The 12,983-nt window shown below is 61.3% G+C and carries 13 protein-coding genes and 1 tRNA gene; 3 read left to right on the forward strand and 11 right to left on the reverse strand.

All coding sequences use genetic code 11. The annotated features are described in order from the left end of the window. Together RP6297_RS13200 and RP6297_RS13205 are read right to left on the reverse strand one after the other, a co-directional pair. Entirely contained in the window at positions 1–207 is a 207-nt protein-coding gene (locus tag RP6297_RS13200) for a hypothetical protein (protein WP_009241966.1), read from the reverse strand. Positions 208–439: 232 nt separating this feature from the next. Then, on the reverse strand, positions 440–1,891 hold the full coding sequence (locus tag RP6297_RS13205) for a carbohydrate porin (RefSeq protein ID WP_009241965.1): 1,452 nt from the start codon (positions 1,889–1,891) through the stop codon (positions 440–442). Between the two features lie 661 nt (positions 1,892–2,552). Here RP6297_RS13205 and RP6297_RS13210 point away from each other — a divergent pair. Next, positions 2,553–2,882, forward strand: coding sequence for a hypothetical protein (locus RP6297_RS13210; RefSeq protein WP_009277669.1), 330 nt, complete (start codon positions 2,553–2,555; stop codon positions 2,880–2,882). Positions 2,883–2,958: 76 nt separating this feature from the next. On the opposite strand, the gene RP6297_RS13215 is transcribed toward RP6297_RS13210, so the two are convergent. The 6 genes from RP6297_RS13215 to petA all read right to left on the reverse strand — a co-directional run bounded on the left by RP6297_RS13215 (position 2,959) and on the right by petA (position 7,188). Beyond that, positions 2,959–3,034 (reverse strand) — tRNA-Thr (locus tag RP6297_RS13215). Positions 3,035–3,063: 29 nt separating this feature from the next. Then, entirely contained in the window at positions 3,064–3,561 is a 498-nt protein-coding gene (locus tag RP6297_RS13220) for a ClpXP protease specificity-enhancing factor (protein ID WP_009241963.1), read from the reverse strand. A gap of 72 nt (positions 3,562–3,633) precedes the next feature. Then, on the reverse strand, positions 3,634–4,245 hold the full coding sequence (locus RP6297_RS13225) for a glutathione S-transferase N-terminal domain-containing protein (RefSeq protein ID WP_004634649.1): 612 nt from the start codon (positions 4,243–4,245) through the stop codon (positions 3,634–3,636). A gap of 150 nt (positions 4,246–4,395) precedes the next feature. Further along, the gene (locus tag RP6297_RS13230; protein WP_009241962.1) at positions 4,396–5,139 is read right to left on the reverse strand and encodes a cytochrome c1; all 744 of its coding nucleotides are present in this window, start codon (positions 5,137–5,139) and stop codon (positions 4,396–4,398) included. A gap of 37 nt (positions 5,140–5,176) precedes the next feature. Then, positions 5,177–6,580 (reverse strand): cytochrome b, encoded by a 1,404-nt coding sequence (locus RP6297_RS13235; protein ID WP_037028792.1) that lies wholly within the window; start codon positions 6,578–6,580, stop codon positions 5,177–5,179. Continuing rightward, positions 6,580–7,188 carry a ubiquinol-cytochrome c reductase iron-sulfur subunit gene (gene petA, locus RP6297_RS13240; RefSeq protein ID WP_009241960.1) on the reverse strand — a complete coding sequence of 203 codons (609 nt, stop codon included), beginning with the start codon at positions 7,186–7,188 and terminating at the stop codon, positions 6,580–6,582. The genes RP6297_RS13235 and petA overlap by 1 nt, the downstream gene beginning before the upstream one ends. A 245-nt stretch (positions 7,189–7,433) precedes the next feature. Between petA and mscL the strand changes: the two genes are divergently transcribed. Continuing rightward, on the forward strand, positions 7,434–7,862 hold the full coding sequence (mscL, locus tag RP6297_RS13245; protein ID WP_009241959.1) for a large conductance mechanosensitive channel protein MscL: 429 nt from the start codon (positions 7,434–7,436) through the stop codon (positions 7,860–7,862). 12 nt (positions 7,863–7,874) lie between these two features. Here the strand turns inward: mscL and RP6297_RS13250 are convergent, their stop codons facing one another. After that, complete coding sequence (locus RP6297_RS13250) at positions 7,875–8,621, reverse strand: Nif3-like dinuclear metal center hexameric protein (RefSeq protein ID WP_009241958.1); 747 nt, start codon at positions 8,619–8,621, stop codon at positions 7,875–7,877. A gap of 19 nt (positions 8,622–8,640) precedes the next feature. Here RP6297_RS13250 and RP6297_RS13255 point away from each other — a divergent pair, with 19 nt between their 5' ends. Further along, the gene (locus RP6297_RS13255; RefSeq protein WP_009241957.1) at positions 8,641–9,855 is read left to right on the forward strand and encodes a Do family serine endopeptidase; all 1,215 of its coding nucleotides are present in this window, start codon (positions 8,641–8,643) and stop codon (positions 9,853–9,855) included. Positions 9,856–10,298: 443 nt separating this feature from the next. Here RP6297_RS13255 and RP6297_RS13260 read toward each other — a convergent pair whose 3' ends face one another. Then, positions 10,299–11,423 carry a porin gene (locus RP6297_RS13260; RefSeq protein ID WP_037028139.1) on the reverse strand — a complete coding sequence of 375 codons (1,125 nt, stop codon included), beginning with the start codon at positions 11,421–11,423 and terminating at the stop codon, positions 10,299–10,301. A 333-nt stretch (positions 11,424–11,756) separates the two neighbouring features. Beyond that, positions 11,757–12,899: an ABC transporter substrate-binding protein gene (locus RP6297_RS13265; RefSeq protein ID WP_009241955.1), complete on the reverse strand. Its 1,143-nt coding sequence runs from the start codon at positions 12,897–12,899 to the stop codon at positions 11,757–11,759. Between the last annotated feature and the right edge of the window lie 84 nt (positions 12,900–12,983).

A 12,983-nucleotide genomic window follows, 5' to 3' on the forward strand; every position in this document is an offset into this window, starting at 1 on the left:
TTACCAGTAGGTGCGCGACAGCCGGATGGCAGCTGCTGCGTAGCCGTGGTTCGAGAGCGATTGGCCACCGTCATCAGCACGGCGGTCCGACGTGGCCGGTGCAGTGTTGGCACGCTCCGGCGCACCAGCGCGGACTTGCACGAACGGCGAGCTGAACGGCAGCGCAATGGTCGAGAAACGACGGGCGGGAATGGTGAATTTGCGCATAACAACTCCTGACCGCATGGGCACAACGCGTGCGCGGCATGCGGCAATCGCCGCGCATGGGTTGTCGTACCCAAGGCGGCCGATTCAGACAATCAAGGAGCGATGCAGACACCGCTGCCTTGCCGGGGCGGCAAGTCAGCAGCAGGGAACAACCGTGCGGCGGACTCGCCTAGTAGGAAAGAAATGTCGGATAAGGTCGACTCGGACTGTCCATATGGGTCCTCCGTAAGTCTTAGAACTCGGCGTGGACGCGCATGCCGTAAAACTTGGCAGGGCCGCGGTCCCGGTTGTAGCCAGGGTTCTGGATCAATTGAAAATCGGGGCTGAGCATAAGGCCCTTGACCGGCTGAAAGCTGTAAAACAATTCGAGTACGCGCTCGTGGCCGTAGTTCAACGCGCCATCCCCCAGGAACGCGCCACTGCCGCCCGCCGCCAGGTAGGCGCGGTGATCCGGGCCCAGCATATTCAGCGAAAATGCCGCACCCACCACATCATTGGGGCGCCCCCACGCCGTGCCCTTGAGCAGACCGCCGAACGACACGTTTCGCCCCGCCTCGGTAAAAGCATAGGTCTCCGTCTTATCGTCCGACCAGTTCAATCGAGTGAAGAGGCCCAAGTTTTCACCCACCTTTTGCTCGAAGGACAAACCCACGCCAACCTTGGCGTGCTCACGCCGCACCAGACTCAAATCGGGCTGGCCCGCAGTGGCTTGACCGAGCGCAAGAGCATCGTCAAAGCGGCCCATACGGGCGAAGTTTCGCCATCCGAGCAGGCGGACTTTGCCCTCCTGGCCGAGCAGCGTGTAGCTCTTCTCCAGTTCGAGCATGTCGCCGTAATGCTTGAGAAGACGCGTGTCGAGCGGCAAGCCGTTGGACTCCACCGGCTGGAGGAAACGGCCCGCGCGCACCGCCCAGCCAAGCTCGCTATCGATGTACTCGAGCGCAAGCCCCCAGCTGTAGCCGCGCGCATCCGCTGCATAGTCGAACGACGGATGCGTCATGAACGACCAGTTCAGGAACTGCGTGCGCGGATCGTGGGCGTACTCCACCGCATCGAACACGTCGAGCACGGGCAAATTGCCCACGGTCAGTACCACGCCACGCTTGTCCACCACGTCGGCGAACTGGTTGAAGTCGGCGTCGACCTTTTCGGTGTCGCCGCCCAGACCCCAGGTCTGGCGCAGGAACACGCGGGCGCGGTAGAGCGTCGGATCGGTACCGGTGACCTTGGCAAGTTCCCCGTTGGTTGGGCCGCCAAGCCCGTGCAGATCGGAGAAAGCCTTGCCCATCACGACTTCTGGATTGAAGTGGACCTCGGCGCCCTTCCACAACCGCATGCCCAGATCGAGCGTGGTGCTGAACGAGTAGCTGATCGCGCGGTCGCCGGTCAGGCTGTTGTCGCCACTGTACGGAGACTTGAACGCGGGCTTGGCTTGCCAAACCCAGGTCGATTGACCGTGGAAACCGAAGCGGTCATCCAGTTCACCGCCAGCAATCGGCAGTGCATCTGCAGCCGGCGCGGAAGCCGGGGCTTCTTGCGCTTGAGCTGCATGGGTGAAAACAGAGAACGAGGTCATCGCGGCCAGCAGGGCCGGACGACGGAACGGACGCAGTGCGGCGGCACGCACCAGAACGAGCGGACGCACTGCGACCCATACGTATTGCAGCATCGAGAGAAACAGCATGAGACCTCCCCCGTTCGTTTCTATGACGAACGTAGGCATGAGCCGACCACGATCCTCCCAGGAAACCACGAACGCGAACGCGCACGCAGCTACATGGCCGTGTCGGTAAAACAATCGAATTGTGGGAATGGGCTTGAACGGAGAACCCGCGCAAGTGCCACTACCCGCCGTGCAATGCGGCTAGGCAGTGGATGGCGCAAAGCGAAAACGATGCGCCGAGACTGTCTAGCCGTTCAGAGTGCGATCGAAGATCGACTAGAACAACTGTCCATGGAGAACATCTCCGTAGTGATGACGGGGCGCAGAGTAACAAAGTGTTCTCGGACTCGGCAAGCGTTTTTTGGAGGGGGTGAAAGGCGCTTTGCGGGCCGGCAACACGCGCATACCCCGCAAACCCACGACTGGTGCGGAATTGGCTTGCGGGCGCCATTTGCAAGCATCTTGGTCACATCAGAAAATACTCCCCCTAAGTACGCTCGTCACCGCACAATGCACGTGCCTTTTTGCGATGTGCTGAACACATGTCGTGGGCATTCGCACCCGGCTGCCGCGCCTGCTTAAATGACCCTGTAGATAGGCTTCCGCGACAGACCGAGCGCACCGCGCTGCTCACGCATCGCACTCGGCCGCACAACACTTCAAACATCGAAAGAGAGGTTGTATGGCGCGCATTGCATCGATGCTCATGGCAGTTGTCGCCCTTGCAAACCTGGCCGGATGCTCGACGACCGGCAGAGAACAAATCCAGAACGGAGGCGAGGCATCCATGGCTGAATACACCCCACCGGCGGGCACATGCCCGGCCGCCTCTGGTCCAGACGACACACTCATCGGCAAATCCGAGCAGGACGCATCGACGCTGCTGAACGGCTGCCTGTGGCGCGTCAGCGAACGGGACGGCAAGGCGTTGCCGGGCACGATGGACTATCGGGGAGAACGCCGTAATCTGGGTATCCAGGACGGCAAGGTGATTTGGGTGCGACGGGGTTGAGGTTTCCCCTCGCGCCGCAAGGCATTGTGGACGGACAAAGAAAAAGCGGCTTCCTTTCGGAAGTCGCTTTTGCATTTGGTGCCGGCTGCAGGACTCGAACCCGCCACCTGATGATTACAAATCAACTGCTCTACCAGATGAGCTAAGCCGGCAAAGAATCACGATTCTAACCTAACACGCGTTACTTGACGACCTTTAGCGCAGGCTTTCCACCGATGCGTGGCACGTTTGGCGGGGTGGGCTCGTCCTCCGGGCCCGTTTCCGCTTCGGCAGGGACGGATGCAGATGCCGATTCCGAATCCACCGCGGCCAGCTTGGGCGGCGGGTTGTTCTCGCGTTCGGTCGCCGCCTGTGTCGTCGGGGTGCTGCGCTCCACCGGGAATGCCATACCTTGACCGTTCTCGCGCGCGTACACGGCGAGCACGTTTTCGATTGGCACCTCGATCTTGCGCGACACACCAGAGAAGCGTGCGTGGAACGTGATCCACTCGTTGCCCATGTCGAGCTGGCTGGTCGCGTCAAAGCTCACGTTCAGCACGATCTCGTCGTTCTTGACGAACTCGCGCGGCACGTTGGTACTGTTGTCGACGAAGACAGCGATGTACGGCGTAAAGCCGTTATCCGTACACCACTCATAGATGGCTCGGATCAGATAGGGCTTGGTGGAGGTTTCCGACATGATGAAATCAGTGACCGTTGGGCTCGGCCGCGCGCAGGCTCAGCCCGGGCACGGCCCGCGACCCGGCGGCGATCAGCGGCGCATGACCTTTTCGGACGGCGTCAGCGCTTCAATATACGCCGGACGGCTGAAGATACGCTCGGCGTATTTCATCAGCGGGGCGGCATTCTTCGAGACCTCAATACCGTAGTGGTCCAGGCGCCACAGCAGCGGCGCGATCGCCACGTCGAGCATCGAGAACTCTTCGCCCAGCATGTACTTGTTCTTCAGGAAGATCGGAGCGAGCTGCGTGAGGCGGTCACGGATGGCCGCACGGGCCTTCTCGTGATTCTTCTCGGCAGCCTTGCCCTTTTCGTTCTCCAGCACGGACACGTGCGTGAACAATTCCTTTTCGAAGTTGAACAGGAATAGGCGGGCGCGGGCGCGTTGCACCGGATCAGCCGGCATCAGCTGCGGGTGCGGGAAGCGCTCGTCGATGTATTCGTTGATGATGTTCGACTCGTACAGAATCAGATCGCGTTCAACCAGGATGGGCACCTGGCCGTACGGGTTCATCACCGCGATATCTTCCGGCTTGTTGAAGAGATCGACGTCGCGAATCTCGAAATCCATGCCCTTTTCGAACAGGACGAGGCGGCAACGCTGCGAGAACGGGCAAGTGGTGCCCGAGTACAAGACCATCATGGTTGTAGTTCCTTGGCGCATGGGCCGGGGGCGGCCCGATGACGGTACAACCGCGGCGACAAACAGCGTCTCCGCGGCACAAACTGCGAAAAGGCAAAGGGCTAGAACCAGTTCCCCACCGGCCTAGCCCTTGCCCGGAAAACACGGATTTTACTTGATGTCCTTCCAATAGGCCGCATTCAGGCGCCAGGCCAGCACGAAGAACACGCCAATGAACAACAGTACCCAGACGCCGAGACGCTTGCGCAGGTTGCCGGCGGGCTCAGCCATCCAGTCCAGATAACTGACCAGATCAGCGACTGCCTGGTCATATTCGACCTTGTTCATCTTGCCCGGCACCGACACCTCGAAGCCGACCAGCTTCTTCTCGGCCTCGCCGTGCTCGGACTTCACTTCGGCGTACTTGGGCACTTGCTGACCCTGCAGCTCCCACAGCACATGCGGCATGCCGACCTTGTCGAAGACAAGGTTGTTCCAGCCGGTCGGACGCGTGTCGTCACGGTAGAACGTGCGCAGGTAGGTGTAGAGCCAGTCGCTGCCACGTGCCCGGGCAATCACCGACAGGTCTGGCGGCACGGCGCCAAACCACTTCTTGGCGTCCTCGCGGTCCATGGCGATGTGCATCGTGTCGCCGACCTTGTCTGATGTGAACAGCAGGTTCTGCTTGATCTGCTCCTCGGTCAAACCGATGTCGCGCAGACGGTTGTAGCGCATGGCGCTGGCGCCGTGGCAGTTCAGGCAATAGTTGACGAACAGCTTGGCGCCGCGCTGCAGCGCAGACGTGTCGCTGGACTGGTTGGGCGCCGGATCGAGCGGGACTCCGCCCTCATTGGCCATCACGGGCGCGGCAAACACGAGACCGGCCAAGGCGAAAATCGCAAGCAGCTTTTTCATTCTTGTGTCCTTCATGGGTCCTTGTGCGCGGGCTCTATCAGTGCGGCGTGAACGTGACGCGCTCAGGCACTGGCTTGAACGTCCCGATCTGGCTCCAGATCGGCATCGCGAGGAAGAACGCGAAGTACAGAATGGTGCCGATCTGCGAGATGATCGAACCAACCGGGCTCGGCGGCTGGATACCCAGGTAACCCAGCACCGCGAAGGCGATCACGAAGAGGATCAGCAGCGTCTTGTGGAAGCCCGGGCGATAGCGGATCGACTTGACCGGCGACTGGTCCAGCCACGGCAGGAAAAAGAAGATCACCACCGAGCCGCCCATCACGACCACGCCCCAGAACTTCGCGTCAATGAAGGCAAAGCCCAGCGCCAGAATCACGGCAACAGCCACCGCCACGCCCTTGACCTTCATGCTCTTGGAACGCACGAACAGCAGCCCCAGCATGATTGCGATGAAGCCCCACAGCCATGGCAGGAAGTCCGACGTGGTCGCGCGCAGCATCGAGTAGAACGGCGTGAAGTACCAGACCGGTGCAATGTGCGGCGGCGTCTTCAATGAGTCTGCCGGGATGAAGTTGTTGGCTTCGAGGAAGTAGCCGCCCATTTCGGGCGCGAAGAACACGATCGCGCTGAAGATGAACAGGAACACCGCCACGCCCACGATGTCGTGCACCGAGTAATACGGGTGGAACGGAATGCCGTCGAGCGGAATGCCGCGCTCGTCCTTCTTGGCCTTGATCTCGACGCCGTCCGGGTTGTTCGAACCCACTTCGTGGAGAGCGATGATGTGCGCCACCACCAGGCCCAGCAGCACCAGCGGCACCGCAATAACGTGGAACGAGAAGAAGCGATTCAGCGTCGCGTCCGACACCACGTAGTCGCCGCGGATCCACAGCGACAGGTCCGGGCCGATCAGCGGGATGGCCGAGAACAAGTTCACGATCACCTGCGCGCCCCAGTACGACATCTGGCCCCATGGCAGCAGATACCCCATGAAGGCCTCGGCCATCAGGCACAGAAAGATCAGACAGCCGAAGATCCAGACCAGCTCGCGGGGCTTACGGTACGAGCCGTACAGCATGCCGCGGAACATGTGCAGATACACGACGATGAAGAACGCCGAAGCGCCGGTCGAGTGCATGTAGCGCACCAGCCAGCCCCACGGCACCTCGCGCATGATGAACTCCACGCTCGCATAGGCGACGGGGATGCCGGCGGCGTTGAGTGTGCCGTCCGGCTTGTAATTCATCACCAGGAAAATGCCCGTGACGATCTGGATCACCAGCACCAGCAGCGCCAGCGACCCGAAGAAATACCAGAAGTTGAAATTCTTCGGCGCGTAGTACTCGGACAGATGCGCCTTCCACAGCTCCGATGCCGGGAAGCGTGCATCGATCCAGCCCAGCAGCCCGGTTGTCTCCACCTTCTTCTCGGCCATGATCAAGCCTCTCCTTTCTCGTCTTTACCGATCACCAGCTTCGTGTCGGACAGGAACATGTACGGCGGAACGTCGAGGTTCTGGGGCGCGGGCTTGTTCTTGAACACGCGGCCAGCCAGGTCGAACGTGGAGCCATGGCACGGGCAGACGAAGCCGGGGTCTCCAGCGAGCTGCACGTTGGCACCTGCGGGAAACGGACCAGACGGGGAGCAGCCGAGATGGGAGCAGATGCCGACCACGACCAGCAGGTCCTTGTGCTCGGCACGGGAGCGGGTTTCGTTCTTGCAATAGTCCGGCGTCTTCATGGTGAAGGGCACGTCGGACTTGGGGTCTGCAACTTCGTTATCGGTCTTCTTGAGCGACTCCAGCATGTCGGGCGTGCGTTTGAGCAGCCAGACGGGCTTGCCGCGCCATTCCACCACCTTCATCTGGCCCGGGGCCAGGTCGCTCACGTCCGCCTCTACGGGCGCGCCCGCTGCACGGGCTTTTTCAGATGGTGCGAATGTGCAAACGAAAGGGGCCGCAACTGCAACCCCTCCCACACCACCAGCCACGGACGTCGCAATCAATAGATTGCGGCGACCCTTGTCCACGTTTTGCTGGTCACTCATTCAAGACCCCAGGGTGAGAAATCAAGATAGATTCGCGTCAACCAAAAATTATACCCGAGCGTACCTGGCCGACGGTAGCGGTCGCGGGGGGCGTCCGTTGCGGATATAGTGGACGCACCGATTGCCCGCCAGCCCAGTCCAGGCAAGGCTTCGGCATGTCTCTTGCAACCTCGCTTTCAACAATTCAGGTCAACCGTTCGCCAGCTTGACCGTTTGTCTCGAATCAAACAATCCGGAGAAAACCGATGGCACTGATGCAAGACTTCAAGAAATTCGCGATGCGCGGCAACGTGATCGACCTGGCAGTGGGTGTGATCATCGGTGCGGCGTTCGGCAAAATCGTGGATTCGCTCGTCAATGATCTGATCATGCCGCTGATCAGCCGCATCGTCGGCAAGCTGGATTTCTCGAGCCTGTTCATCCAACTCGCAGAGGCGCCCGCTGGTGTGCCGCACACCCTGGCGGATCTGAAGAAGGCAGGCGTGCCGGTCTTCGCCTACGGCAATTTCGTCACCGTGGCGGTCAATTTTCTGATTCTCGCGTTTATCGTATTTCTGATGGTGCGCGCCATCACGCGCATGATCGACGCCAACCCACCGGCAGCGCCCGCCGAAACACCCGAAGACATTCAACTGCTGCGCGAGATTCGCGACAGCCTGAAGAACAAACCGTAATCACACGTCCGATCACACCGGATTCGGAATATCGATGAAGGTGTGACGCACACCGAAGCGCTCGGCCAGATGAGTGCCGAGCGCCCGAACGCCACCGCGCTCGGTGGCGTGGTGACCCGCACCGATATAGGCAACACCCGATTCACGCGCAAGATGCGTGGTCTGCTCCGACGCTTCACCGCTCAGATACACGTCTACACCGGCGGCCACCGCAGCATCAAACCAGCCTTGCGCCCCGCCTGTGCACCAGCCGACCGTACGCACCGGACGATCCTCCTCACCGATCACGAGAGGCACCCGGTTGAGCCTTGCCGACACCGTCTGCGCAAAGGCACGCAGCGTGGTAGGTGCGGCGAGCGCGCCAATCCAACCCAGTTCATCGTCGCCGAACCGGCCTTGGGGCGAGATGCCCAGCAAGGCCCCTAGCTGCGCGTTGTTGCCCAGGTCAGGGTGCGCATCGAGCGGCAAGTGATATGCGAACAGGTTGAGATCGTGCGTCAGAAGTTGCTTCAAGCGCGCATGCTTCTGCCCCACGACACGGCCATCCTCGCCCTTCCAGAAGTAACCATGATGCACGAGGATGGCGTCCGCACGGGCTTCGATGGCAGCCTCGATCAAGGCCAGGCTGGCCGTCACGCCCGTCACGATATGGGTAACGCTTTCGCGCCCTTGCACCTGCAGACCATTGGGGCAGTAGTCCCGAAAACGGGCCGCCTGCAACAGGTCGTTCAAGTACAATTCAAGTTCTTTTCGATCCATTTGGACTCAACTTCGCTCTATGTTGCGCCGCTTTTGGCTGTTTTTTGCGCAAGCCGTCACGGTCGTCCTGGCCGTCTGGTTTGTGATCGCCACGCTCAAGCCTGATTGGCTGCAGCGCGGCAGGGTCGCAGTGCAATCCGGCTCGCCCATCGTCGCGCTGAAGGAAGTCGCGCCGATCGGCCACGGCGGCACCTCCAGCAACTCCTACGCAGAAGCGGCCAAGGTCGCGATGCCGGCGGTGGTCAACATCTTCAGCAGCAAAAACGCGCCGAAGCGTGGCACCAACCCTCAAGCCAGCGCCGATCCGTGGTTTCGCTTCTTCTTCGGCGACCGCGCCCCCGAGCAGCGCCAGGAACCCACGGCCAGCCTCGGCTCAGGCGTGATCGTCAGTTCAGAAGGCTACATTCTAACGAACCACCACGTGGTGGACGGCGCTGACGAAATCGAGGTCGCCCTGACCGACGGCCGCAAGGCCAACGCCAAGGTGGTCGGCTCCGATCCCGAGACCGACCTAGCCGTCCTCAAGATCAATCTGCCGAATCTGCCTGCCATTACGCTGGGCCGGCTGGAGAACGTGCGCGTGGGCGACGTGGTGCTGGCGATTGGCAACCCGTTCGGCGTGGGCCAGACGGTGACGATGGGTATTGTCTCCGCGCTGGGCCGCAGCCATTTGGGCATCAACACCTTCGAGAACTTCATCCAGACCGACGCCGCGATCAACCCGGGCAATTCGGGTGGCGCCCTCGTTGATGCCGACGGCAACCTCCTCGGGATCAACACCGCGATCTACTCGCGCTCGGGCGGCTCGCTGGGCATCGGCTTCGCGATTCCGGTATCGCTGGCTAAGCAGGTGATGGAGTCGATTATCTCGACCGGTAGCGTGGTCCGCGGCTGGATCGGTGTTGAACCGCAAGATGTGACGCCGGAAATTGCCGAGTCGTTTGGCCTGTCGCGCAAAGATGGCGCGCTGATTGCCGCCGTGGTCCAAGGTGGGCCGGCGGACAGGGCGGGCCTGCGCCCGGGGGACATTCTCACGAGCGTGAATAGTCAGCCGATCCTGGATACGACGGCGCTGCTGAACAGCATCGCGCAGCTGAAACCCGGTGCGGAAGCCAAGGTGACAGTGTCGCGCAAGGGCAAGGCGGTAGAACTGACCATCGTTGTCGGCAAACGTCCGCCGCCAACGCGCCGCAACGTACCGATGCCCTCGCAGGACGACGAAGAACAGCAGTAAGCAGCAGGCTTCGGAATAAAAAACGGCGGCCAAATGTGCCGCCGTTTTTTTTCGCGCACGCTTGAGCGTCAAGCCGGCATATTGATGAGGTGAGAAGCCACCTCGATGCCGCCCTCCGCCCGACCGGCGATTTGGCGTACCAACAACTGCGCTGTGTGGATAGGAGCGCCTTGTCCTGCGTGGCCAGACAGGCGGCGCGTCTGGGCGTATGCCGAAACACGGCAGTGAGCGTGACGCCCCGCCCCCGCTTCGCCCGCGTCAGCACCATCAGCGGAGACATCTTGCACATAGGCGACAGTCACGTCGGCATCAGCCAAGCCAACCCCGGATACCGCCTCAGTCATATAGAAGCACGCGAATCGTTCGCACAAAGAAAAACGCCGACCCCTTTCGGGATCGGCGTTTAACCGTTTAATTCGATGCGCCCTTACGAGCGCGTCAAATTAGAACTTGTGGCGGATACCAACGGTAGCGCCGAACTGGTTGGCGTTGCCAACTGCCGGGCTCGAGTACACGTTTTGGTTGCCGAAGTTGGTGCTACCCAGCGTCGTGCCAGCGTACGAATCGGTCGTCTTCAGGTTGAGCACGCCCAGGCCCGAACCGCTGCTGTTCTTAGCATAGGCCAGGTTGAAGTACGCGTCGGTGCGCTTCGACAGAGCGTAGTCGGTGCCGACCACGAACAACCACGGGTTACCCGCGTTGCTGTTCTTGAACTGTTGGTAGTAAGCCGTACCCGTCAGCGTCAGAGCCGGCGTAGCTTGGTAGCCAGCGCCCAGCCAGTACAGGTTCGAGCGCAGGTTGCCGTTGCCAGCAACGGTTGCGAAGTTGGCATGGTACCAACGGTAGCCAGCGTACAGCTTGGCCGGACCAAAGGCGTACGTGCCAGCGATCGTGGCGCGTTGTTCCTTGTTGTCTGCCGTAGCAATGGTCGTCTGGTTGGATTGGTCGTACACAGCACCAACCGAGAACGGGCCACCAGCGTAGTTGGCACCCAGGCTCCACTCACGGCCCAGCTTAGGCAGACCAGGTTGCTCGTTGCCATCGCGGTTGAACGAGTACAGAGCCGAGACGCTCAGGCCACCGAACGTGCCGATGTACTTGACGGCGTTGTCAGCGCGGCCAGAGAAGAACGCGTCTTGGTTAGCCAGACCGTAGCGCGAAGCGATCGCCATCGGGTCATAGATCAGCGAGAAGTCGTACAGCAGGTTCTGCTGACGACCCAGGGTCAGTTGACCCCACTGGCCTTGCAGACCAACGTAAGCGTTACGACCGAACAGGCGGCCACCTTGGGCCGACTTGCCGTCGTCGATGGTGAAGCCGCTTTCCAGGTTGAAGATACCCTTCAGACCACCGCCCAGGTCTTCAACACCACGAAGGCCCCAACGCGAGCCCGACAGGCCGCCCGAATCCAGGCCAACGCGCGAGCTACCGCCGCCGTTGCCGTTCGGCACCTTGTTTGCGTAGGTCAGACCAGCGTCGACCACGCCGTACAGGGTCACGGAGGATTGTGCATAGGCGCCACCGGCGGCCAGAGCTGCGACAGCAGCTGCAAACAGTTTCATCTTCATATCGACACTTTCCTTGTCAACTGATTGGGAAATCTTGACTGTCCTTATGGACGACGCAGATACCTCACGTCTGACCGCATTATGTGCCAGCGTTGACTGATTCCGGAAACCCTTTCTGGCTCTGGGCCGCGATTTGCGGCCAAGTTGTTGCTCATGGGCAACACGCGCCCAGCCCCATTGAGAGGGGGACGCGACCCGCTTGTTGCGCGGTGGCACAGGGGTTGGCGGGCGATTGTCACCCTCTTCCTGCGCAACAAATTTGGCAGTCGGTGACAGTTCTGAATTGTCGCCTTCGCACCACGTTACGGCAATCAGTGCTTCTTTATCCTCTTTTTATCGGCCGAGTGCGGCGTGCCATCGCTTTAGGAAATCGGCACGGCGGAGCTGATCTTGATGGGCGAGTAAACCCGGGCCAACGGGAATGGGCCGATGCGTGTTTCCCAGTTCGGCGAGCAGGCGCTTGGCGGTGAGCCCGGTCTCAACGTCCTGGCGCAGCGAAAACAAGAACGCACGGTCCGCCATCACGCTCTGGCCATCGCGGGAGAGCATGAAGTCGAGCCAGAGGCGCGCGGCGTTCGGGCGGGCAGCGCGCCGCGCAATAAAGGCGACGCGCGTCGCGACCAGCGTGTAGTCGGTCGGCATCTTGATGGCGAGCGCCGGATTGCGATCGGCGTAACGCGCGGCATAGGATCCGATCACGTCGTACGCGAGCAGGCTTTCGCCGGAGGCGACGCGCTCCAGCATCGCGGCCGTGGTGATGTACAGGTTGACGTTGACGCCACCCAATGCCTTGGCAACATCCCAGAACACCGGCGTTGTGCGCGCATCTTCGGCGGCGAACAGGAAGGCGGAGCCGGAGTGTTCGATGTCGTAGGAGGCGACCCGACCGCGCAGCAAGTCACGATGGCTATTCAGAATGCGAGCGAAGTCGGCGTGGGTGGATGGAATCAACTCCGGCGGCAGCTGCCGCGTGTTGTAGACAAAGACGACCGGCTCGTAGCTCGTGCCGTACGCCTCGTTCTTCCAGATCGCCCATGATGGCAGGTAAGGCCGCTCGGGCGATGCGTAAGGAAGTGCGTGGCCGTCGTTCACGAGCTTGAACTGTTCGGGCATGGCCGAGCTCCAGACCACATCGGCGCCCGGCGACTTGGCGGCGAATTCTGCGAGGAAGCGGCGGTAGATATCGTCACTGTTCTGCTCGCGGTAGTCGACGGTGATGCCGGGGTAGCGCGTTTCGAAGGCGCGGATCAGCGGGTAGGCGGCAGAGAAATCCGTCGTGGAATACACAGTGACGCGGCCTTCGCGACGCGCGGCGTCGATCATCGCACCGTAATCGCGCGGGTAGTACGACGGCAGCTCCGGGGCTTGGCGGGCCAGCCATTGCCCGTGCGCCCCGCGCGCGACGGCGCCGCTTGCAGCCAGCAATGCGGCGGTCTGACAAAGCCAGCGGCGACGGGAATTGGGGATGGACGACATGCCGGTTGGAGCGCATCTGTGCGACGCGTCAGGTGGACGGAGTGATCGGCGATGTGGCCGAGATCAAGGCGCCACGCATTATCA

This window comes from Ralstonia pickettii (assembly GCF_016466415.2).
Classification (GTDB): Bacteria; Pseudomonadota; Gammaproteobacteria; order Burkholderiales; family Burkholderiaceae; genus Ralstonia; species Ralstonia pickettii.